The 20,832-nt window shown below is 61.6% G+C and carries 18 protein-coding genes; 11 read left to right on the top strand and 7 right to left on the bottom strand.

From position 1 onward, the window contains the following. Positions 1-118 precede the first annotated feature (118 nt). The 3 genes from Q6A48_RS12165 to gcl all read right to left on the bottom strand — a co-directional run bounded on the left by Q6A48_RS12165 (position 119) and on the right by gcl (position 3,860). Positions 119-1,009, bottom strand: coding sequence for a 2-hydroxy-3-oxopropionate reductase (locus Q6A48_RS12165; protein ID WP_304554352.1), 891 nt, complete (start codon positions 1,007-1,009; stop codon positions 119-121). Positions 1,010-1,167: 158 nt separating this feature from the next. Next, a complete protein-coding gene (gene hyi / locus Q6A48_RS12170; protein ID WP_304554353.1) occupies positions 1,168-1,950 on the bottom strand; it encodes a hydroxypyruvate isomerase in 783 nt (260 codons plus the stop codon). 134 nt (positions 1,951-2,084) lie between these two features. Then, the gene (gene gcl, locus Q6A48_RS12175; protein ID WP_304554354.1) at positions 2,085-3,860 is read right to left on the bottom strand and encodes a glyoxylate carboligase; all 1,776 of its coding nucleotides are present in this window, start codon (positions 3,858-3,860) and stop codon (positions 2,085-2,087) included. A gap of 268 nt (positions 3,861-4,128) precedes the next feature. Between gcl and Q6A48_RS12180 the strand changes: the two genes are divergently transcribed. Both Q6A48_RS12180 and Q6A48_RS12185 read left to right on the top strand, forming a co-directional pair. After that, a complete protein-coding gene (locus Q6A48_RS12180; protein WP_304554355.1) occupies positions 4,129-4,569 on the top strand; it encodes a GlcG/HbpS family heme-binding protein in 441 nt (146 codons plus the stop codon). 211 nt (positions 4,570-4,780) lie between these two features. Continuing rightward, positions 4,781-5,239, top strand: coding sequence for an REP-associated tyrosine transposase (locus Q6A48_RS12185; RefSeq protein WP_304554356.1), 459 nt, complete (start codon positions 4,781-4,783; stop codon positions 5,237-5,239). 13 nt (positions 5,240-5,252) lie between these two features. Here the strand turns inward: Q6A48_RS12185 and Q6A48_RS12190 are convergent, their stop codons facing one another. Beyond that, the gene (locus tag Q6A48_RS12190) at positions 5,253-5,861 is read right to left on the bottom strand and encodes a TetR/AcrR family transcriptional regulator (protein WP_304554357.1); all 609 of its coding nucleotides are present in this window, start codon (positions 5,859-5,861) and stop codon (positions 5,253-5,255) included. Between the two features lie 131 nt (positions 5,862-5,992). On the opposite strand from Q6A48_RS12190, the gene Q6A48_RS12195 reads away from it, so the two are divergent. Continuing rightward, positions 5,993-6,907 (top strand): DUF808 domain-containing protein, encoded by a 915-nt coding sequence (locus tag Q6A48_RS12195; RefSeq protein WP_304554358.1) that lies wholly within the window; start codon positions 5,993-5,995, stop codon positions 6,905-6,907. Positions 6,908-6,967: 60 nt separating this feature from the next. Here Q6A48_RS12195 and Q6A48_RS12200 read toward each other — a convergent pair whose 3' ends face one another. Both Q6A48_RS12200 and Q6A48_RS12205 read right to left on the bottom strand, forming a co-directional pair. Then, a complete protein-coding gene (locus Q6A48_RS12200) occupies positions 6,968-7,756 on the bottom strand; it encodes an MlaA family lipoprotein (protein ID WP_304554359.1) in 789 nt (262 codons plus the stop codon). Beyond that, on the bottom strand, positions 7,749-9,047 hold the full coding sequence (locus Q6A48_RS12205) for an alpha/beta fold hydrolase (RefSeq protein WP_304554360.1): 1,299 nt from the start codon (positions 9,045-9,047) through the stop codon (positions 7,749-7,751). The genes Q6A48_RS12200 and Q6A48_RS12205 overlap by 8 nt, the downstream gene beginning before the upstream one ends. A 372-nt stretch (positions 9,048-9,419) precedes the next feature. Between Q6A48_RS12205 and Q6A48_RS12210 the strand changes: the two genes are divergently transcribed. From Q6A48_RS12210 to Q6A48_RS12220, 3 genes are all read left to right on the top strand, one after another. Further along, a complete protein-coding gene (locus tag Q6A48_RS12210) occupies positions 9,420-10,274 on the top strand; it encodes a glycine betaine ABC transporter substrate-binding protein (RefSeq protein WP_304554361.1) in 855 nt (284 codons plus the stop codon). Positions 10,275-10,583: 309 nt separating this feature from the next. After that, positions 10,584-10,895: a DUF485 domain-containing protein gene (locus Q6A48_RS12215; RefSeq protein WP_304554362.1), complete on the top strand. Its 312-nt coding sequence runs from the start codon at positions 10,584-10,586 to the stop codon at positions 10,893-10,895. Continuing rightward, positions 10,892-12,550 carry a cation acetate symporter gene (locus Q6A48_RS12220; RefSeq protein WP_304554363.1) on the top strand — a complete coding sequence of 553 codons (1,659 nt, stop codon included), beginning with the start codon at positions 10,892-10,894 and terminating at the stop codon, positions 12,548-12,550. The genes Q6A48_RS12215 and Q6A48_RS12220 overlap by 4 nt, the downstream gene beginning before the upstream one ends. Before the next feature lie 300 nt (positions 12,551-12,850). On the opposite strand, the gene gltA is transcribed toward Q6A48_RS12220, so the two are convergent. After that, positions 12,851-14,140 carry a citrate synthase gene (gene gltA, locus Q6A48_RS12225; RefSeq protein ID WP_304554364.1) on the bottom strand — a complete coding sequence of 430 codons (1,290 nt, stop codon included), beginning with the start codon at positions 14,138-14,140 and terminating at the stop codon, positions 12,851-12,853. A 365-nt stretch (positions 14,141-14,505) separates the two neighbouring features. On the opposite strand from gltA, the gene sdhC reads away from it, so the two are divergent. The 5 genes from sdhC to Q6A48_RS12250 all read left to right on the top strand — a co-directional run bounded on the left by sdhC (position 14,506) and on the right by Q6A48_RS12250 (position 20,827). Next, complete coding sequence (sdhC, locus tag Q6A48_RS12230; protein WP_024780620.1) at positions 14,506-14,880, top strand: succinate dehydrogenase, cytochrome b556 subunit; 375 nt, start codon at positions 14,506-14,508, stop codon at positions 14,878-14,880. Then, positions 14,874-15,242: a succinate dehydrogenase, hydrophobic membrane anchor protein gene (sdhD, locus tag Q6A48_RS12235; protein ID WP_304554365.1), complete on the top strand. Its 369-nt coding sequence runs from the start codon at positions 14,874-14,876 to the stop codon at positions 15,240-15,242. Before sdhC ends, sdhD begins: the two co-directional genes overlap by 7 nt. A gap of 3 nt (positions 15,243-15,245) precedes the next feature. Beyond that, entirely contained in the window at positions 15,246-17,018 is a 1,773-nt protein-coding gene (gene sdhA / locus Q6A48_RS12240) for a succinate dehydrogenase flavoprotein subunit (protein ID WP_304554366.1), read from the top strand. A gap of 11 nt (positions 17,019-17,029) precedes the next feature. Further along, complete coding sequence (locus Q6A48_RS12245) at positions 17,030-17,734, top strand: succinate dehydrogenase iron-sulfur subunit (protein WP_039594133.1); 705 nt, start codon at positions 17,030-17,032, stop codon at positions 17,732-17,734. Between the two features lie 261 nt (positions 17,735-17,995). Beyond that, positions 17,996-20,827, top strand: a complete 2,832-nt coding sequence (locus Q6A48_RS12250; RefSeq protein ID WP_304554367.1) for a 2-oxoglutarate dehydrogenase E1 component — start codon at positions 17,996-17,998, stop codon at positions 20,825-20,827. Positions 20,828-20,832: the final 5 nt, after the last annotated feature.

Raw genomic sequence — 20,832 nt, forward strand, 5'->3', positions numbered from 1 at the left:
GCTATGAGGGCACCTGGGGGAGCGGGCTTGCCCGCGAAGGCGGTGTGTCAGTCAACACATCATTGGCAGATAGACCGTCTTCGCGAGCAGGCCCGCTCCCACAGGTTCGTGCGGTGTGTCAGTTATCGCGAATCGAGAAACTGGCCATGTGCTCCAGCCCCTTGATCAACGCCGAGTGATCCCAGTGGCTGCCACCGATGGCCGCGCAGGTGCTGAACACTTGCTGGGCGTTGGCGGTGTTGGGCAGGTTGATGTTCAGTTCCCTGGCGCCTTGCAGGGCCAGGTTCAGGTCCTTCTGGTGCAGGCTGATGCGGAAGCCCGGGTCGAAGGTGCCCTTGATCATGCGTTCGCCATGCACTTCGAGGATCTTCGACGAGGCGAAGCCGCCCATCAGCGCCTCGCGGACCTTGGCCGGGTCGGCGCCGTTCTTCGCGGCGAACAGCAGGGCTTCGGCGACCGCCTGGATGTTCAGCGCCACGATGATCTGGTTGGCGACCTTGGCGGTCTGACCGTCGCCGTTGCCGCCCACCAGGGTGATGTTCTTGCCCATGGCCTGGAACAGTGGCAGCGCGCGTTCGAACACCGCGCTGTCGCCACCGACCATGATGCTCAGGGTCGCGGCCTTGGCGCCGACTTCGCCACCGGACACCGGCGCGTCGAGGTACTGCGCGCCTTTTTCATTGATCTTCGCCGCGAACGCCTTGGTGGCGGTGGGGGAGATCGAGCTCATGTCGATCACCACCTTGCCCGCGCCCACGCCTGCCGCCACGCCATCGGCACGGAACAGTACGTCGTCGACCTGGGGGGTGTCCGGGACCATGATGATGATGAACTCGGCTTCCTGGGCGACTTCCTTCGGGTTAGCCAACGCCACCGCGCCGCCGGCCAGCAGGTCGGCCGGGGCCGCGTCGTGGTGTTGCGACAGGAACAGGCGGTGACCGGCCTTTTGCAGGTTCAGGGCCATGGGGTGGCCCATGATGCCGGTGCCGATGAATCCGATTTTAGCCATGGGGAAATCCTCTTGTTTTTATCGCTGTTTCAGCAAATGGAGAACTGCTTCGGGTGGGAGCGGGCTTGCTCGCGAAGGCGTCGGCACATCCGATAGAGATGTTGACTGACCTATCGCATTCGCGAGCAAGCCCGCTCCCACAGGGAAGTGGACCTAGGTCATATCGCGTTATGGCTTTTTAGCCAGCCCAGCCCCTCTTCGGTGCTGGTCAGCGGCTTGTATTCACAACCGACCCAACCCGCATAACCGATGTTGTCCAGGTGTTCGAACAGGAATCGGTAGTTGATCTCGCCGGTCCCCGGCTCATGGCGTCCCGGGTTGTCCGCCAGTTGCACGTGGTTGATCGCGCCCAGGTGCGCTGACAGGGTGCGGGCCAGGTCCCCTTCCATGATCTGCATGTGGTAGATGTCGTATTGCAGGAACAGGTTGGCGCTGCCCACCTGTTCGCGGATCGCCAGGGCCTGGGCGGTGTTGTTCAGGTAGAAGCCGGGGATGTCGCGGGTGTTGATGGCTTCCATCACCAGCCTGATGCCCTTGGCTTGCAGCTTTTCGGCCGCGTACTTGAGGTTGGCGACGAAGGTCTTGCGCACCAGCGCTTCGTCGCAGTTCTGCGGACAAATCCCGGCCAGGCAGTTGACCTGGGTGTTGCCCAGCACCTGGGCGTAGGCGATGGCCAGGTCGACACCGGCGCGAAACTCCTCGACCCGGTCGGGCAGGCAGGCGATGCCACGCTCGCCCTTGGCCCAGTCGCCGGCCGGCAGGTTGAACAGCACCTGGGTCAGGCCGTGGGCATCCAGCTGCGCCTTGAGTTCGGCGGAGCTGTAGTCGTACGGGAACAGGTATTCGACCCCGCTGAAACCGGCCTTGGCGGCCGCTTCGAAACGGGCGAGGAAATCCTGCTCGGTGAACAGCATGGACAGGTTGGCGGCGAAACGCGGCATGGGTGGTCTCCTATGAGTTCTTTAAGCCCCTTGGTGGGAGCGGGCTTGCTCGCGAAGGCAGGGTGTCAGTTGGCACATCTGTAGCTGATACACCGCCTTCGCGAGCAAGCCCGCTCCCACAAGGGCACAGTCAATCAATCGAGCAACGAAATAGCCGTCGGCGCATCGTTGCCCACCAGCGCCAGGTCTTCGAATTCGTTGACCGCGTTGATCTCGGTGCCCATGGAAATGTTCGTCACCCGCTCCAGGATGATCTCGACGATCACCGGCACCTTGAATTCCTCGATCATTTGCTCGGCGCGGCGCAGTGCCGGGGCGATCTGGCCTGGCTCGAACACCCGTAGCGCCTTGCAACCCAGGCCCTCGGCCACGGCGATGTGGTCCACGCCATAGCCGTTGAGCTCCGGCGCGTTGAGGTTATCGAAGGACAGCTGCACGCAATAGTCCATGTCGAACCCGCGCTGGGCCTGGCGAATCAGGCCCAGGTAGGAGTTGTTCACCACGACATGGATGTACGGCAGCTTGAACTGCGCGCCCACCGCCAGTTCCTCGATCATGAACTGGAAATCATAGTCGCCCGACAGCGCCACCACCTTGCGGCTCGGATCGGCCTTGACCACCCCCAGCGCGGCTGGAATGGTCCAGCCCAGGGGGCCGGCCTGGCCGCAGTTGATCCAGTGCCGCGGCTTGTAGACGTGGAGGAACTGCGCGCCGGCGATCTGCGACAGGCCGATGGTGCTGACGTAGCAGGTGTCCTTGCCGAACACCTGGTTCATCTCTTCGTACACGCGCTGGGGCTTGACCGGCACGTTATCGAAGTGGGTCTTGCGTTGCAGGCTGGCCTTGCGCTGCTGGCAGTCCTGGACCCAGGCGCTGCGGTTCTTCAACTTGCCGGCGGCGTGCCATTCGCGGGCGACTTCGATGAACGCGGTCAGGGCCAAGGCGGCGTCGGAGACGATGCCCAGGTCCGGGGTGAACACCCGGCCGATCTGGGTCGGCTCGATGTCCACGTGAATGAACGAGCGGCCTTCGGTGTAGACGTCCACCGAGCCGGTGTGACGGTTGGCCCAGCGGTTGCCGATGCCCAGCACCACGTCGGACTTGAGTAGCGTCGCGTTGCCGTAGCGGTGGGACGTCTGCAGGCCGACCATGCCGACCATCAGCGGGTGATCGTCGGGAATCGTGCCCCAGCCCATCAAGGTGGGAATGACCGGGATGCCGGTGAGCTCGGCGAACTCCACCAGCAGCTCGCTGGCATCGGCGTTGATGATGCCGCCGCCGGCCACCAGCAGCGGGCGCTCGGCCTGGTCGAGCATCGCCAGGGCTTTCTCGACCTGCACGCGGCTGGCGGCGGGCTTGGCCAGGGGCAGCGGCTGGTAGGCGTCGATGTCGAATTCGATCTCGGCCATCTGCACATCGAACGGCAGGTCGATCAGCACCGGGCCGGGCCGGCCGGAGCGCATTTCATAAAAGGCTTTCTGGAACGCGTAGGGCACCTGGCCGGGCTCCAGCACGGTGGTCGCCCACTTGGTCACCGGCTTGACGATGCTGGTGATGTCCACGGCCTGGAAGTCTTCCTTGTGCAGGCGAGCGCGAGGGGCCTGGCCGGTGATGCAGAGGATCGGGATGGAGTCGGCCGAGGCGCTGTAGAGGCCGGTGACCATGTCGGTGCCGGCCGGGCCCGAGGTGCCGATGCACACGCCGATATTGCCGGCGTGGGTGCGGGTGTAGCCCTCGGCCATGTGCGAGGCGCCTTCAACGTGGCGCGCGAGGACATGATCGATGCCGCCCACTTTCTGCAGGGCCGAGTACAGCGGGTTGATCGCGGCCCCCGGGATGCCGAAGGCGGTGTCCACGCCTTCACGGCGCATCACCAGGACGGCGGCTTCGATTGCTCTCATTTTGCTCATGGTTTTGTGCCTCTTACGTTTTGTAATTGTATACAAGTGGCTTTGCGTCGAGTGTATTCACGCTGGGCGACCTAGGTCAATCCATTTTCTCAAGCGCCTGTTTCATTCGCGGAAAGCCCGGTGAATCTACGTCTTTTCGTCGCTGTAGTGATTTTACGACAATTATTGTATACAAAAATATACTTTGTTGTGTTCTATTTGTTGTGTCCGGTTTCACTGAAAGGTGAAGCCCCGAAGGCTCTCACATAACAAAAGAAGGACAGCACCCATGAGCGCTCTAACCTTGAAAGTCGCCGTCGACCTGATCGGTCAAGCCCTTGCCGCCGGCCGTGAAATCAGCGCGGCCCCCCTGACCGTCGCCATCCTCGACGCGGGCGGCCACCTGATGGCCCTGCAGCGCGAGGACGGCGCCAGCCTGCTACGCCCGCACATCGCCATCGGCAAGGCCTGGGGCGCCGTCGCCCTGGGCAAGGGCTCGCGCCTGCTGGCCCAGGACGCCCAACAACGCCCGGCGTTTTTCGCCGCCTTGAACGGGCTGGGCCCAACCAGCGTCGTACCGGCCCCGGGTGGGGTATTGATCAGGGACCAGGACGGGCAGGTGCTGGGGGCGATGGGGATCAGCGGCGACGCATCGGACATCGATGAGCAGGTGGCGGTGAGGGCAGTGGAGGCGGTGCAGTTGAGGGCAGATGTGGGGGTTACTGTCTGATTTTGCGGTGAATGGACTGGCGTCATCGCGAGCAAGCTCGCTCCCACAGGGTCTGGTGTTGGACACATGATGTCTGAACACCGCAAGCCCCGTGTGGGAGCGAGCTTGCTCGCGATGACGATCTATCGGACACATCCAGCCAAGAGTCTGCCGACATTCAAAAATCTATTGGCCTAGCCTTTGGTGACCTGATCATTAGGGACGCGAAGGAATGCCCGATCTACCTGCTTCACATCGCTTGCGCACTGGCCGTCATGGTGAGTTGAATCGAATCTATTTATTAACCACGAACACAGCTGAACGAAAGCCGGTTTTCCGAGACTTCGCTTTAGGCAGATTGGTCGTTCAACAGTTTCGGTATGCTCAGGATGAGAGATGGGCGAAGTCATTGGCTTGGGTAGTCATGCCTGATCATTTCCATTGGTTAGTTGAATTGCAGCAAGGTTCGCTGAATGAATTGATGCAAAAAACCAAGTCCCTGAGTGCTCGGGCGGTGAATCTATCCACAGGGCGCAAAGGCAGCCTTTGGCAGCCGGGCTACCATGACCGAGCCCTGCGGCGGGAGGAAGAGTTGGTAATAATGGCTCGCTATGTCGTCGCCAACCCGTTGCGAGCAGGCCTGGTAGAGCGGCTTGGTGATTACCCGCTGTGGGATGCGGTTTGGGTTTGACCTGACACCGAGCCTAGCGATCCGGCTCACACCCCTTCAACACCAACCGAATGATCGTCTGCGCCGCCGCTTCATAATCGGCCTCGTCCAGCTTGGCCTTGCCGGTCACGGCGGAGATCTGCCAGTCGAAATCGGCGTAGGTCTGGGTGGCCGCCCAGATGCTGAACATCAGGTGGTTGGGGTCGATGGGGGCGATCTGGCCGCGGTCGATCCAGGTCTGGATGCAATCGATGTTGTGTCGGGCCTGGGCGTTGAGCTGTTCCACCAGGTCGGGGCTCAGGTGGGGGGCGCCGTGCATGATCTCGCTGGCGAAGACCTTGGAGGCGAACGGCAGGTCGCGGGAGATGCGGATCTTGGAGCGAATGTAATGGCTCAGCACTTCGCCCGGCACGCCGTCGGCATTGAAGGGCGTGGAAGCCTGGAGGATGGGTTCGATGATGCTCGCCAGGACCTCGCGGTAGAGGTTTTCCTTGGACTTGAAGTAGTAGTAGACGTTGGGCTTGGGCAGGCCGGCCTTGGCCGCGATGTCGCTGGTCTTGGTCGCGGCGAAGCCCTTGTCGGCAAATTCCTCGCTGGCGGCACGCAGGATCAGTTCTTTGTTGCGCTCGCGGATAGTGCTCATAAACCCAGGGGTTCCTTGCCGGTCATGGCGGTGGCGCATGGTAGCACCGGCCTCGCGCGGCGCTCAAGAATGCACCATGGCGCCACGGCTCGCGGTATGCTGCGCGGCATTATTGTTCAAGGAGCCCCTCCATGGCTGGAAGCAGTTTGCTGGTACTGATCGACGACATCGCCACCGTGCTCGACGACGTAGCGTTGATGACCAAGATGGCGGCCAAGAAAACCGCCGGTGTCCTCGGCGACGACCTGGCGCTCAATGCCCAGCAGGTGTCTGGCGTGCGTGCCGAGCGAGAGCTGCCGGTGGTCTGGGCAGTGGCCAAGGGGTCGTTCCTCAACAAGCTGATCCTGGTGCCCTCGGCGCTGGCCATCAGCGCCTTCGTGCCTTGGCTGGTGACGCCGCTGCTGATGGTGGGCGGCGCCTACCTGTGTTTCGAGGGTTTCGAAAAGCTTGCCCACAAGTTCCTGCACAGCCCGGCCGAAGACCAGGCCGGACACACGCAATTGGTGGAGGCGGTGGCTGATCCAGCGGTCGACCTGGTGGCCTTTGAAAAGGACAAGATCAAGGGCGCGGTGCGCACCGACTTCATCCTGTCGGCGGAAATCATCGCCATCACCCTGGGCACCGTCGCCGATGCGCCGCTGACCCAGCAGGTGATCGTGCTCTCGGGTATCGCCATTGTCATGACCGCCGGGGTCTACGGCCTGGTGGCCGGGATCGTCAAGCTCGACGACCTGGGACTGTGGCTGGCGCAAAAGCCGGGGCAGGCCGCCCAGCGCATCGGCGGCGCCATCCTGCGCGCCGCGCCGTACATGATGAAGGGCCTGTCGGTGATCGGCACCGCGGCCATGTTCCTGGTGGGCGGCGGCATCCTCACCCACGGCGTGCCGCGGGTGCACCACTGGATCGAAGGCGTGGCGGCGAGTGCCGGTGGCGCCGGGTTCATCGTGCCGATGTTGTTGAATGCGGTGGCGGGGATTGTGGCGGGGGCAGCCGTTTTGGTGGGAGTGCTGGCGGTCGGCAAAATCTGGAAGGCGCTGAAAGGCTGAACCTGACAACGCATTAAAACTGTGGGAGCGGGCTTGCTCCCACATTTATTTGGTGTTGGCCTATTCGGCAATCTGCAACTTGCGCGACTCGGTGTACACGTACCGCACCTTTTCATATTCGAACGGCGAGTTCAGTTGACCGTAGCGGAAGCTGGTCTGGTAGCGCTTGTCCACGCCCCGCAGGAGCAGCAGTTCCGGGTGGTTGGCGCTGACTTCGGCGACGTTCAGGAAGTTGATCGCCGATTCGGCGGTGTAGTCCACCAGCAGGCCCGAGGTGTCGCGCAGGTTCGATGGGCCGAAGATCGGCAGCACGAAATACGCGCCGGCCGGCACGCCGTAGAAGCCCAGGGTCTGGCCGAAGTCTTCGCTCTGGCGCGGCAGGCCCATGGCGGTGGCCGGGTCCCACAGGCCGGCGATGCCGACGGTGGTGTTGAGCAGCAGCCGCGCCGTGGTTTCCATCGAGCGCTTGCCCTTGAACTGCAACAGGCTGTTCATCAGGTTCGGCACGTCGCCCAGGTTGTTGAAGAAGTTGCTGACCCCGGTGCGCACGAAGCTCGGGGTGATGTAGCGATAGCCATCGACCACGGGCAGGAACACCCATTGGTCGAAGCGGTAGTTGAAGTGGTAGACCCGGCGGTTCCAGGATTCCAGCGGGTCATACACGTTCAAGGCGTTGAGGGTCGAGCGCTCGAATTCGCGCTGGTCCAGCCCCGGGTTGAACTTGAGCTTGGTCAGTGGTTCCTTGAAGCCGTCCGGATCCACCACCGCCGGCGCGGCGGTCTTGCCGTCTTCGGCGTGGACCATGCCCGCACCCAGGAGCGCCGCAATAAGCAGGAGATATTTAGCCACGGAAGAACTCCAGCATGGCGTCGCTGTTGACGCGGTAGTTAAGGTTGCCGCAGTGGCCGCCCAGCGGGTAAACCGTCAGGCGATCGCCAAAGGTCTTGCGCAGGAAGCCCAGGTCGCCCGGGCCGAGGATCACGTCGTCGGCGTTGTGCATGACGGCGATCTTCGGGCTGGCCTGCAGGTAATCCTTCAGCGCGTACAGGCTGACCTGGTCCACCAGTTGCAACAGGCTGCCGCCGTCGGTGCGCGCGCGCCACATCGGGATCACCTGCTCGGTCAGGTAGCAGTCGAAGTCGCATTGCAGCGCGCGCTTGAGGAACGGCGTCAGGCTGGTGCTTTCGGTGATCGGGAACTTGGGCGGGATGATCAGGCCGCGACGGTTGATCAGGTCGGACGTGAAGGCGATGTCGGCTGCCGAGAAGCGGAACGAGGTGCCGATCAGCATCGCCATCTGCTCGTTGCTCAGGTGCTGCTTGGACTGCTGGAAGTCGTAGAGCAGGGCGTCGTTGAGGTCGATGTAGCCTTTTTGCTGGAAGTAGCGGGTCAGCTTGTTCAGCACCAGCTCATAGAACGTGGTGGTGCTGTTGATGCCCTTGACCTGGGTCTGCACCAGCTTGTCCAGGTTGGTGATCGAGGTATAGAGGTTCACCGGCGGGTTGAGCAGCAGCACTTTCTTGAAGTTGAAGCTGCGCCGGGTTTCGTCCAGGTGCGCGACGAAGGCTGCGTCCAGGGCGCCGAGGCTATAGCCGGTGAGGTAATACTCGGTGACCGGCAGCTTGGGGTTCTGCGCCCGCACGGCCTGCATCACCCGGTACAAGTCCTCGGCGTCCTCCTTGGAAATGCCCGGGGTGGCAAAGCGCGACGCCGCGCTCATGAAGTCGAAGCTGGTGGGCGAGGACAACTGCACCACGTGGTAGCCGGCCTTGTAGTAGAGGCGCTTGAGGTATTCGTTGAGGCTGCTGTCGTAGCGCGCGCCGGTGCCGGCGATCAGGAAGATCAACGGCGCCGGCTTGTCCTGGGTGGCCAGGCGGTAGGTGAGGCTTTTCACCGGCCAGAAGTTGTCCGGCAGGATGAACTCGCGTTCCGGGCGCAGGGTCAGGCTGTGGTCGGACTGGTCGATGTCCTCGTTCAGCGGCAGCTCCGGGCGCAGGTCCGGCGGGGTAGTGGCAATGGTCGCCTCGAACGGGTTGGTCAAGGGGTAGCCATAGCTGGCGGCGTCAATATCGGCTGCCAGCGCGGACGCACTCAGGATAAGGCCGCCGAAGAGGGCAGCGAAGCGCAAGGAACGGAGCATGACGAGATCCCTAAGAGGAAGGTGCCGAGTGAGGTTCGCAGGCTATGACCACCGAAGCGAAGCCAAGTGCCACGATGGGCACGAAACAGACGCGCAGTGGGTGCGATGGTAGCGGGACGATACACGTTTGGCCCCGGTGATGGCTAGTTGCACCCTGCGTGTCGCAGCTGGCTTTCTGATGTCGTTTCTCGGTTTACCGAGGTCGCTGACAGAGCAGGATACGGATCGACGGGGGTTGATGATCGACGCGTCAGTACTCCACTGGCGTTCGGACCGGTTCGGGTGAGCGAGCGTGATGGGGGCGCTGTGACCATAACAACACGTTGACGCCGCTCGGCATCCGTCGGGCGCAGCACTTTCGGGGAAGTAACGATGAAGATGCGACGACTCTTGGGCGCAGGTGCCGCACTGGTACTGGCGATCAGCTCCACACTGGCCAGTGCCGAAACCAAAACCCTGAGCATCGGCTACGTTGACGGCTGGTCCGACAGCGTCGCCACCACGCACGTCGCGGCCGAAGTCATCAAGCAGAAGCTGGGCTACGACGTGAAGCTGCAAGCGGTAGCGACCGGGATCATGTGGCAAGGCGTGGCCACCGGCAAGCTCGATGCGATGCTCTCGGCCTGGCTGCCGGTGACCCATGGCGACTACTGGACCAAGAACAAGGACCAGGTAGTCGATTACGGCCCCAACTTCAAGGACGCCAAGATCGGCCTGATCGTGCCGGAATACGTCAAGGCCAAGTCCCTCGAGGACCTCAAGACCGACGACTCCTTCAAGAAACGCATCGTCGGCATCGACGCCGGTTCGGGCGTGATGCTCAAGACCGAACAGGCGATCAAGGATTACGACCTGACCGGCTACCAGCTCAAGGCCAGTTCCGGCGCCGGCATGATTGCCGAGCTGACCCGTGCCGAGAAGAAGAACGAATCCATCGCGGTCACCGGGTGGGTGCCGCACTGGATGTTCGCGAAGTGGAAACTGCGCTTCCTGGAAGACCCGAAAGGCGTCTACGGCGCGGCTGAAACCGTGAACAGCATCGGCAGCAAGGAACTGGACACCAAGGCGCCGGAAGTGGCCGCGTTCCTGAAGAAATTCCAGTGGGCTTCGAAAGACGAGATCGGCGAAGTCATGCTGGCGATCCAGGAAGGTGCCAAGCCCGAAGCCGCCGCCAAGGATTGGGTGGCCAAGCACCCGGATCGCGTGAAGGAGTGGACGGGCCAGTAATCAGCCTGGTTTAGCGATCCCGAAAGCCGCATGACGTCGTGTCATGCGGTTTTTTTATGCCCGCAATTTTCTAGTCTCGTGCCAAGCCCCTGTGGGAGCGAGCTTGCTCGCGATAGCGGTGGTCCTGCTGCCGTCATCGCGAGCAAGCTCGCTCCCACAGGAGGCTTTCCACAGGAAGATGACGCATAAATGTGCGGGAAACTGGCAAAACCGTCATGTCGTTCTAATACTAAGGTCGTCTGGAACCTGGCCTTGGGCCGCATAGAGTAGAGTCGTTCCAACTAAAATCGTGCTGCGAGGATAAAAACAATGAACGACAGCATTTACCTCTCGATTCAAAACAGCCCGCGCTTCAAGGAGCTGGTGAGAAAAAGGGAAAGGTTCGCCTGGATTCTTTCGGCGATCATGCTAGGGCTGTACTCCGGATTCATTCTTCTGATCGCCTACGGGCCACACGTACTCGGGGCCAAGATCTCGCCCGAGTCGACGATCACCTGGGGCATTCCCATTGGTGTCGGCCTGATTGTCTCGGCTTTCATCCTGACCGGTATCTACGTGCGCCGTGCCAATGGCGAGTTCGACGACCTGAACAATGCGATTCTCAAGGAGGCCCAGCAATGATCCGGCGTCTACTGGCTCTATCGAGCATCGCAGCGTTCGCCCCGGGTGCCTGGGCGGCAGAGGCCCTGACCGGGGCCGTGCAGAAGCAACCGCTCAACGTCTCGGCCATCATCATGTTCGTGGCCTTCGTCGGCCTGACCCTGTGCATCACCTACTGGGCGTCCAAGCGCAGCAAGTCGGCCAGCGACTACTACGCCGCTGGCGGCCGGATCACCGGTTTCCAGAACGGCCTGGCGATTGCCGGCGACTACATGTCGGCGGCTTCCTTCCTGGGGATTTCCGCCCTGGTGTTCGCTTCCGGCTACGACGGCCTGATCTACTCGATCGGCTTCCTAGTGGGGTGGCCGATCATTCTGTTCCTGATCGCCGAGCGCCTGCGTAACCTGGGCAAGTACACCTTCGCCGACGTGGCGTCCTATCGCCTGGGGCAGAAGCAGATCCGCACCCTGTCGGCGAGCGGCTCGCTGGTGGTGGTGGCGTTCTACCTGATCGCGCAGATGGTCGGCGCCGGCAAGCTGATCCAGCTGCTGTTCGGCCTGGACTACCATGTCGCGGTGATCCTGGTGGGTATCCTGATGTGCCTCTACGTGCTGTTCGGCGGCATGCTGGCCACCACCTGGGTACAGATCATCAAGGCGGTCCTGTTGCTCTCGGGTGCTTCGTTCATGGCCCTGATGGTCATGAAGCACGTGAACTTCGACTTCAACATGCTGTTCTCCGAAGCGGTCAAGGTTCACCCTAAAGGCGAGGCGATCATGAGCCCTGGCGGCCTGGTGAAGGATCCGGTCTCGGCCTTCTCCCTGGGCTTGGCGCTGATGTTCGGCACCGCTGGCCTGCCTCACATCCTGATGCGCTTCTTCACCGTGAGCGACGCCAAGGAAGCCCGCAAGAGCGTGCTGTATGCCACCGGCTTCATCGGCTACTTCTACATCCTGACCTTCATCATCGGCTTCGGCGCGATCCTGCTGGTCAGCACCAACCCGGCCTTCAAGGATGCGGCGGGTGCCTTGCTCGGGGGTAACAACATGGCGGCGGTGCACCTGGCCGACGCGGTGGGTGGCAGCATTTTCCTCGGCTTCATCTCGGCGGTCGCCTTCGCCACCATCCTGGCGGTCGTGGCCGGCTTGACCCTGGCGGGCGCTTCGGCGGTGTCCCATGACCTGTACGCCAGCGTGATCAAGAAAGGCAAGGCCAACGAGAAGGACGAGATCCGCGTCTCGAAGATCACCACCATCGCCCTCGCGGTGCTGGCGATCGCCCTGGGCATCCTGTTCGAGAAGCAGAACATCGCGTTCATGGTGGGCCTGGCGTTCTCCATCGCGGCGAGCTGCAACTTCCCGGTCCTGCTGCTTTCGATGTACTGGAAGAAGCTGACCACCCGCGGCGCCATGATCGGCGGCTGGCTGGGCCTGGTCAGTGCCGTGGGCCTGATGATCCTCGGCCCGACCATCTGGGTGCAGATCATGGGGCACGAGAAGCCGATCTACCCGTACGAGTACCCGGCGCTGTTCTCGATGGCCATTGCCTTCGTCGGCATCTGGTTCTTCTCCATCACCGACAAGTCGGCTGAAGCCGAGAACGAGCGGGCGCTGTTCTTCCCGCAGTTCGTGCGTTCGCAGACCGGCCTGGGGGCGAGTGGGGCGGTTAATCACTGAGGCAGCGGCAAGCTTCTAGCCTTGAGCTTCAAGTTAAAGCGGTACGTTTGAAGAAATACCCCGGTCGAGAGGCCGGGGTATTTTTTTGTGCCTGGGTTTTGGGTGGGGCAGGCCGGGCCTCATCGCGAGCAAGCTCGCTCCCACATTGAGCCTGCGCAAGCCTGCCCTTGTGGGAGCGAGCTTGCTCGCGATGGCGCCAGACCTGTCTTGAGTCTCTGGAGGCATGAAACAGAACGGCCCCCGCTCTTATATAAGAGGCAGGGGCCGTTCCGGTGCAGCTTGGGGCGTTATCGCAGGGTATTACTTGCGATCTTCCAGCTGGGTGATGTCACGCGACTCGTAGCCGGTGTACAGCTGGCGCGGGCGGCCGATCTTGTACGGGCTGGAGAGCATTTCCTTCCAGTGGGAAATCCAGCCGACGGTCCGCGCCAGGGCGAAGATCACGGTGAACATGCTGGTTGGAATGCCGATCGCCTTGAGGATGATCCCCGAGTAGAAGTCGACGTTCGGGTACAGCGAGCGTTCGATGAAGTACGGGTCGGTCAGGGCGATCTCTTCCAGGCGCATGGCCAGTTCGAGTTGCGGATCGTTCTTGATCCCCAGTTCCTTGAGCACTTCGTCGCAGGTCTGCTTCATGACGGTGGCGCGCGGGTCGCGGTTCTTGTAGACCCGGTGGCCGAAGCCCATGAGCTTGAACGGATCGTTCTTGTCCTTGGCCTTGGCGATGAACTTGTCGATGTTCGAGACATCGCCGATTTCATCGAGCATGGTCAGTACCGCTTCGTTGGCACCGCCGTGGGCCGGGCCCCAGAGTGCCGCGATACCGGCGGCGATGCAGGCGAACGGGTTGGCACCCGAGGAACCGGCCAGGCGCACGGTGGAGGTGGATGCGTTCTGCTCGTGGTCGGCATGGAGGATGAAGATCCGGTCCATGGCCTTGGCGAGCACCGGGCTGATCGGTTTGATCTCGCACGGGGTGTTGAACATCATGTGCAGGAAGTTTTCTGCATAGTTCAGGTCGTTGCGCGGGTACATCATGGGTTGGCCCATGGAGTACTTGTAGACCATGGCCGCCAGGGTCGGCATCTTCGCCACCAGGCGGATCGCGGAGATTTCGCGATGCTGGGGGTTATTGATGTCCAGGGAGTCGTGGTAGAAGGCCGAGAGGGCGCCGACGACGCCGCACATGACGGCCATCGGGTGGGCATCGCGACGGAAGCCGTTGAAGAAGCTCTTCAACTGCTCGTGAACCATGGTGTGGTTCTTCACGGTGCTGACGAACTGGGCCTTTTGCTCTGCGGTTGGCAGCTCGCCGTTGAGCAGCAGGTAGCAGGTTTCCAGGTAGTCCGATTTTTCAGCCAGTTGCTCGATCGGGTAGCCGCGGTGCAGCAGGATGCCGTTGTCGCCGTCGATGTAGGTGATCTTCGACTCGCACGAGGCGGTCGACATGAAACCTGGGTCAAAGGTGAAACGGCCCGTGGCCGTCAGGCCCCGTACGTCGATTACATCGGGACCAACGGTGCCGGTTAAAATGGGCAGCTCGACGGGGGCTGCGCCCTCGATGATCAACTGCGCTTTTTTGTCAGCCATGTGGCCTCCTATTAATGCTTGGAATCATCAGACAGACCCCCCACGCAGGGCCCGCACCACTATAGTGAGATAAATCCGAAAGTCAATTTGCCTAAAGTCTTGCTCCAGAAGGCTTTAACCGGACTTTTTCCGCGAAATTACCTGCCGTTTACGCCTTTTGTCTGGTATGTGCAATGCGCTATTAGGGGAAGGTGAACGCGTTGTCATTAGTAGCCTAACTGTCTATACTCGGCCACCGACCGCCAGGGGCTTTTGGGCCTGCTTTCTTGGGGGTCGTCACTCCCTGGGTGGTGAGTACCTGACCAGTGCGCGCCGCAACAACTTTGCCCTGATTGTTAGGGGCTCTTCAGTGTGAAAAAAAAGCCGTGAAAAGCCAACGACCTGTAAACCTAGACCTAAGGACCATCAAACTCCCAGTCACTGCTTACACGTCCATTCTTCACCGTATCTCCGGTGTCATCCTCTTCGTCAGCCTGGCCATCATGCTTTACGCATTGGACAAGTCGCTCGACTCGGAAGAAGGCTTCGGTCAGGTGAAAGCGTGTCTGACCAGTCCGCTAGCCAAGCTAGTGATTTGGGGCATCCTGTCCGCCTTGCTGTATCACCTGGTCGCCGGTGTGCGCCACTTGATCATGGACATGGGCATCGGTGAAACGCTGGAAGGCGGCAAGCTGGGCTCGAAAATCGTTATCGCCGTTTCCGTGGTGGTGATTGTTCTGGCAGGAGTCTGGATATGGTAACCAACGTTACGAACCTCTCGCGTTCGGGCCTTTACGACTGGATGGCGCAGCGTGTGTCTGCGGTCGTTCTCGCGGCTTACTTCATTTTCCTGATCGGATATGTCGTGGCAAACCCTGGCCTTGGCTACGCCCAATGGCATGAACTGTTCGCAAGCAACTGGATGCGTATCTTCAGTCTGCTGGCCCTTGTCGCACTGGGCGCCCACGCCTGGGTCGGCATGTGGACCATCGCCACCGACTACCTGACGCAGATGGCGTTCGGCAAGTCGGCGACTGCCATACGTTTCCTTTTCCAGGCGGTATGCGGCGTCGCGATGTTCGCGTACTTCGTCTGGGGTGTGCAGATTCTTTGGGGTATCTGATTCATGGCTAACATTCCTACGATTTCTTTCGACGCCATCATCATTGGTGGCGGCGGCGCCGGCATGCGCGCAGCGCTGCAACTGGCGCAGGGCGGTCACAAGACTGCCGTGATCACCAAGGTTTTCCCGACCCGTTCGCACACTGTATCCGCCCAGGGCGGCATCACCTGCGCCATCGCCTCGGCCGACCCGAACGATGACTGGCGCTGGCACATGTACGATACCGTCAAGGGTTCCGACTACATCGGTGACCAGGACGCTATCGAATACATGTGTCAGGAAGGCCCGGCCGCGGTGTTCGAGCTGGACCACATGGGCCTGCCGTTCTCCCGTACCGAGACCGGCCGTATCTACCAGCGTCCGTTCGGCGGCCAGTCCAAGGACTACGGCAAGGGCGGCCAGGCGGCTCGTACCTGCGCGGCGTCCGACCGTACCGGTCACGCACTGCTGCACACCCTCTACCAGGGCAACCTGAAGGCCGGTACCACGTTCCTGAACGAGTACTACGCCGTCGACCTGGTGAAGAACCAGGACGGCGCCTTCGTCGGCGTGATCGCGATCTGCATCGAAACCGGCGAGACCACCTACATCCGCGCCAAGGCCACCGTGCTGGCGACCGGCGGTGCAGGCCGTATCTACGCGTCCACCACCAATGCCCTGATCAACACCGGTGACGGCGTCGGCATGGCCCTGCGTGCTGGCGTGCCGGTACAGGACATCGAAATGTGGCAGTTCCACCCGACCGGCATCGCCGGCGCCGGTGTACTGGTCACCGAAGGCTGCCGTGGTGAAGGCGGCTACCTGATCAACAAGCACGGCGAGCGTTTCATGGAGCGTTATGCTCCGAACGCCAAGGACCTTGCCGGTCGCGACGTGGTGGCTCGTTCGATGGTTAAAGAGATCATCGCCGGCAACGGTTGTGGCCCGAATGGCGACCACGTGATGCTCAAGCTCGACCACCTCGGCGAGGAAGTGCTGCACAGCCGCCTGCCAGGCATCTGCGAGCTGTCCAAGACCTTCGCCCACGTCGACCCGGTCGTCGCGCCGGTCCCGGTCGTTCCAACCTGCCACTACATGATGGGCGGCGTTGCCACCAACATCCATGGCCAGGCCATCACCCAGGACGCCGAAGGCGTCGACCAGATCATCCCTGGCCTGTTCGCAGTGGGTGAAGTGGCGTGCGTATCGGTCCACGGCGCCAACCGCCTGGGCGGCAACTCGCTGCTCGACCTGGTGGTCTTCGGCCGTGCCGCTGGCCTGCACCTGGAAAAGGCGCTGAGCGACGGCATCGAATACGACGACGCCACCGACGCCGACATCAACGCGGCCCTGGCCCGTCTGTCCGCCCTGAACGAGCGCACCGATGGCGAAGACGTGGCAACCCTGCGTCGCGAGCTGCAAAGCTGCATGCAGAACTACTTCGGTGTATTCCGTACCGGCGAATACATGCAGAAGGGTATCGCCCAGCTGGCGCAATTGCGTGAACGAATCGCCAACGTGAAGATCAACGATAAATCGCAGGCGTTCAACACCGCCCGTATCGAAGCGTTGGAATTGCAGAACCTGCTGGAAGTGGCCGAAGCCACCGCCATCGCCGCAGAAGTGCGTAAAGAGTCCCGTGGCGCCCACGCCCGCGAAGACTACGAAGACCGTGACGACGAAAACTGGCTGTGCCACACCTTGTACTTCCCGGGTGAAAAACGCGTCGCCAAGCGTGCCGTGAACTTCTCGCCGAAGACTGTTCCGACTTTCGAACCAAAAGTCCGGACTTATTAAGGGTGACCGCTATGTTGCAAGTCAGTGTTTATCGCTACAACCCTGATCAGGACGCTGCGCCGTTCATGCAGGATTTCCAGGTCGATACCGGTGGTAAGGACCTGATGGTGCTGGACGTGCTGGCCCTGATCAAGGAACAGGACGAAGGGTTCTCCTACCGTCGCTCCTGCCGCGAGGGCGTTTGCGGTTCCGACGGCATGAACATCAACGGCAAGAACGGCCTGGCCTGCATCACGCCGCTGTCGGCCGTTGTAAAAGGCAACAAGCTGATCGTTCGTCCTCTGCCAGGCTTGCCGGTTATCCGTGACCTGGTCGTCGATATGAGCATCTTCTACAAGCAATACGAGAAGGTGAAGCCATTCCTGCAGAACGACACGCCGGCCCCGGCCATCGAGCGTCTGCAGTCCCCGGAAGAGCGTGAAAAGCTCGACGGTCTGTACGAGTGCATCCTGTGCGCCTGCTGCTCGACCTCGTGCCCATCCTTCTGGTGGAACCCGGACAAGTTCCTGGGCCCGGCCGCCCTGCTGCAAGCGTATCGCTTCCTGGCAGACAGCCGTGACACCAAGACGTCCGAGCGTCTGGCCGCACTGGATGACCCGTTCAGCGTATTCCGCTGCCGCGGGATCATGAACTGCGTCAACGTCTGCCCGAAAGGCCTGAACCCGACTAAGGCCATCGGTCACGTACGTAACATGCTGCTGCAAAACGGCGTGTGATTCAGTTGCTGTACCCGTAGAACCGCTGTACCCGTAGAGGCTAGGGCGCGGGCTTCAACCCGCGTCATGGCATAACCAGAACAGCCGCTCACAAAGCGGCGGTTCTTATTTTGAAGAAATGAGACAAGCAGGGGCATCCGGGCTGGTACCCGGACTATCAGCGTGATCCTAAGTGGCTTGTTTTAGTCGCTGCACTCGGACTTCTGCAAGTTTGCTCGGTGTTTTCGCCGGTGGTGTTCCCCTAATCGAGGGTGACCAAGCATGCAAGAAAGCGTGATGCAGCGCATGTGGAACAGTGCCCACCTCTCCGGTGGTAACGCTGCCTATGTGGAAGAGCTCTACGAGCTCTACCTGCACGACCCTAACGCTGTGCCAGAAGAATGGCGCACCTACTTTCAGAAGTTGCCCGCTGACGGTAACTCTGCCACTGATGTTTCGCACTCGACGATTCGCGATCATTTCGTGCTGCTGGCGAAGAACCAGCGCCGCGCCCAGCCGGTGTCTGCCGGCAGCGTGAGCAGTGAGCACGAGAAGAAGCAAGTCGAAGTGCTGCGACTGATCCAGGCCTACCGGATGCGTGGCCACCAGGCAGCCCAGCTGGACCCGCTGGGGCTGTGGCAGCGTCCTGCACCTGCAGACCTGTCGATCACTCATTACGGCTTGACCAATGCCGATCTTGATACGACCTTCCGTGCCGGCGACCTGTTCATCGGCAAAGAGGAAGCGAGCCTACGCGAAATTCACGAAGCGTTGCAGCAGACATATTGCCGCACCATCGGCGCTGAATTCACGCACATCACCGATTCCGAGCAGCGCCAGTGGTTCCAGCAGCGTCTGGAAAGCGTGCGTGGCCGTCCGACGTACTCCGCGGACATCAAGAGCCACTTGCTCGAGCGCGTCACGGCCGGTGAAGGCCTGGAGAAATACCTGGGCACCAAGTACCCGGGTACCAAGCGTTTCGGCCTGGAAGGTGGCGAAAGCCTGATTCCGATGCTCGACGAGCTGATCCAGCGTTCCGGTTCCTACGGCACCAAGGAAGTCGTCATCGGCATGGCCCACCGTGGCCGCCTGAACGTACTGGTCAACACCTTCGGCAAGAACCCGCGCGAGCTGTTCGACGAGTTCGAAGGCAAGAAGAAGGTCGAGCTGGGCTCCGGCGACGTGAAGTACCACCAGGGCTTCTCGTCCAACGTGATGACCACCGGTGGCGAAGTCCACCTGGCGATGGCGTTCAACCCGTCCCACCTGGAAATCGTTTCCCCGGTGGTCGAGGGTTCGGTTCGCGCCCGCCAGGACCGCCGCAACGATCCGACCGGCGAGAAGGTACTGCCGATTTCCATCCACGGTGACGCGGCATTCGCCGGTCAGGGCGTGGTCATGGAAACCTTCCAGATGTCGCAGACCCGCGGTTTCAAGACCGGCGGCACCGTGCACATCGTGATCAACAACCAGGTCGGCTTCACTATCAGCAACCCGCTGGACTCGCGTTCCACCGAGTACGCCACCGACGTCGCGAAGATGATCCAGGCGCCGATCCTCCATGTGAATGGCGATGATCCGGAAGCCGTGCTGTTCGTGACCCAACTGGCCATCGACTACCGCATGCAGTACAAGCGCGACGTGGTGATCGACCTGGTCTGCTACCGCCGTCGCGGCCACAACGAGGCCGACGAGCCAAGTGGCACCCAGCCGCTGATGTACCAGCAGATCGCCAAGCAGCGCACCACCCGTGAGCTGTATGCCGAGCGCCTGACCCAGGCTGGCGTGCTGGATGCCGAGCGCGTCCAGGAAAAAGTCGATGAATATCGCAACGCCCTGGACAACGGCCTGCACGTGGTGAAAAGCCTGGTCAAGGAGCCGAACAAGGAGTTGTTCGTCGACTGGCGTCCTTACCTGGGCCACGCCTGGACCGCTCGCCACGACACACGCTTCGACCTCAAGACCTTGCAGGAACTGTCCGCCAAGCTGCTGGAAATCCCGGAAGGCTTCGTGGTCCAGCGCCAGGTCGCGAAGATCTACGAAGACCGCCAGAAGATGCAAGCCGGCGGCCTGCCGATCAACTGGGGCTACGCCGAAACCATGGCGTACGCGACCCTGGCGTTCGAAGGTCACCCGATCCGCATCACCGGCCAGGACGTGGGCCGCGGCACTTTCTCGCACCGCCACGCGGCGCTGCACAACCAGAAAGACGCCAGCACCTACATCCCGCTGCAACACCTGTACAAGGGCCAGCCACGTTTCGACCTGTACGATTCGCTGCTGTCCGAGGAAGCCGTCCTGGCGTTCGAATATGGCTATTCCACCACCGAGCCGAATGCGCTGGTGATCTGGGAAGCCCAGTTCGGCGACTTCGCCAACGGTGCCCAGGTGGTGGTCGACCAGTTCATCACCAGCGGCGAGCACAAGTGGGGTCGTCTCTGCGGCCTGACCATGCTGTTGCCACACGGTTATGAAGGGCAGGGGCCGGAGCACTCCTCGGCACGCCTGGAGCGTTACCTGCAACTGTGCGCCGAGCACAACGTGCAAGTGTGCGTACCGACGACCCCGGCGCAGATCTACCACCTGCTGCGTCGCCAGGTCATCCGTCCGCTGCGCAAGCCGCTGATCGTGCTGACGCCGAAGTCGCTGTTGCGCCACAAACTGGCGATCTCCACGCTCGAAGACCTGGCCGAAGGCTCGTTCCAGACCGTTATTTCAGAAATCGATACGCTGGACGCGGCCAAGGTGACTCGCCTGATCCTGTGCAGCGGCAAGGTCTACTATGACCTTCTGGAAAAACGTCGTGCCGAAGGCCGCGAAGACATCGCCATCGTGCGTATCGAGCAGCTCTACCCGTTCCCGGAAGAAGACCTGATGGAGGCCATCGCGCCTTACACCAACCTCACCCACGTGGTGTGGTGCCAGGAAGAACCGATGAACCAGGGCGCGTGGTACAGCAGCCAGCATCACCTGCGTCGCAGCATCGGCAACCACAACAAGGCCCTGGGCCTTGAGTATGCCGGCCGTGATGCTTCCGCTGCACCTGCGTGTGGTTATGCGTCGATGCACGCCGAGCAGCAGGAAAAACTGCTGCAAGATGCCTTCACCGTTTAATGCCT

The organism is Pseudomonas citrullilanati (genome assembly GCF_030580855.1).
GTDB lineage: Bacteria > Pseudomonadota > Gammaproteobacteria > Pseudomonadales > Pseudomonadaceae > Aquipseudomonas > Aquipseudomonas citrulli.

Coding starts and splice junctions, on each gene's coding strand:
- Q6A48_RS12165 (WP_304554352.1), bottom strand. CDS start 1,009: ATGGCTAAAATCGGATTCATCGGCACCGGCATCATGGGCCACCCCATG.
- hyi (WP_304554353.1), bottom strand. CDS start 1,950: ATGCCGCGTTTCGCCGCCAACCTGTCCATGCTGTTCACCGAGCAGGAT.
- gcl (WP_304554354.1), bottom strand. CDS start 3,860: ATGAGCAAAATGAGAGCAATCGAAGCCGCCGTCCTGGTGATGCGCCGT.
- Q6A48_RS12180 (WP_304554355.1), top strand. CDS start 4,129: ATGAGCGCTCTAACCTTGAAAGTCGCCGTCGACCTGATCGGTCAAGCC.
- Q6A48_RS12185 (WP_304554356.1), top strand. CDS start 4,781: ATGCCCGATCTACCTGCTTCACATCGCTTGCGCACTGGCCGTCATGGT.
- Q6A48_RS12190 (WP_304554357.1), bottom strand. CDS start 5,861: ATGAGCACTATCCGCGAGCGCAACAAAGAACTGATCCTGCGTGCCGCC.
- Q6A48_RS12195 (WP_304554358.1), top strand. CDS start 5,993: ATGGCTGGAAGCAGTTTGCTGGTACTGATCGACGACATCGCCACCGTG.
- Q6A48_RS12205 (WP_304554360.1), bottom strand. CDS start 9,047: ATGCTCCGTTCCTTGCGCTTCGCTGCCCTCTTCGGCGGCCTTATCCTG.
- Q6A48_RS12210 (WP_304554361.1), top strand. CDS start 9,420: ATGAAGATGCGACGACTCTTGGGCGCAGGTGCCGCACTGGTACTGGCG.
- Q6A48_RS12215 (WP_304554362.1), top strand. CDS start 10,584: ATGAACGACAGCATTTACCTCTCGATTCAAAACAGCCCGCGCTTCAAG.
- Q6A48_RS12220 (WP_304554363.1), top strand. CDS start 10,892: ATGATCCGGCGTCTACTGGCTCTATCGAGCATCGCAGCGTTCGCCCCG.
- gltA (WP_304554364.1), bottom strand. CDS start 14,140: ATGGCTGACAAAAAAGCGCAGTTGATCATCGAGGGCGCAGCCCCCGTC.
- sdhD (WP_304554365.1), top strand. CDS start 14,874: ATGGTAACCAACGTTACGAACCTCTCGCGTTCGGGCCTTTACGACTGG.
- sdhA (WP_304554366.1), top strand. CDS start 15,246: ATGGCTAACATTCCTACGATTTCTTTCGACGCCATCATCATTGGTGGC.
- Q6A48_RS12245 (WP_039594133.1), top strand. CDS start 17,030: ATGTTGCAAGTCAGTGTTTATCGCTACAACCCTGATCAGGACGCTGCG.
- Q6A48_RS12250 (WP_304554367.1), top strand. CDS start 17,996: ATGCAAGAAAGCGTGATGCAGCGCATGTGGAACAGTGCCCACCTCTCC.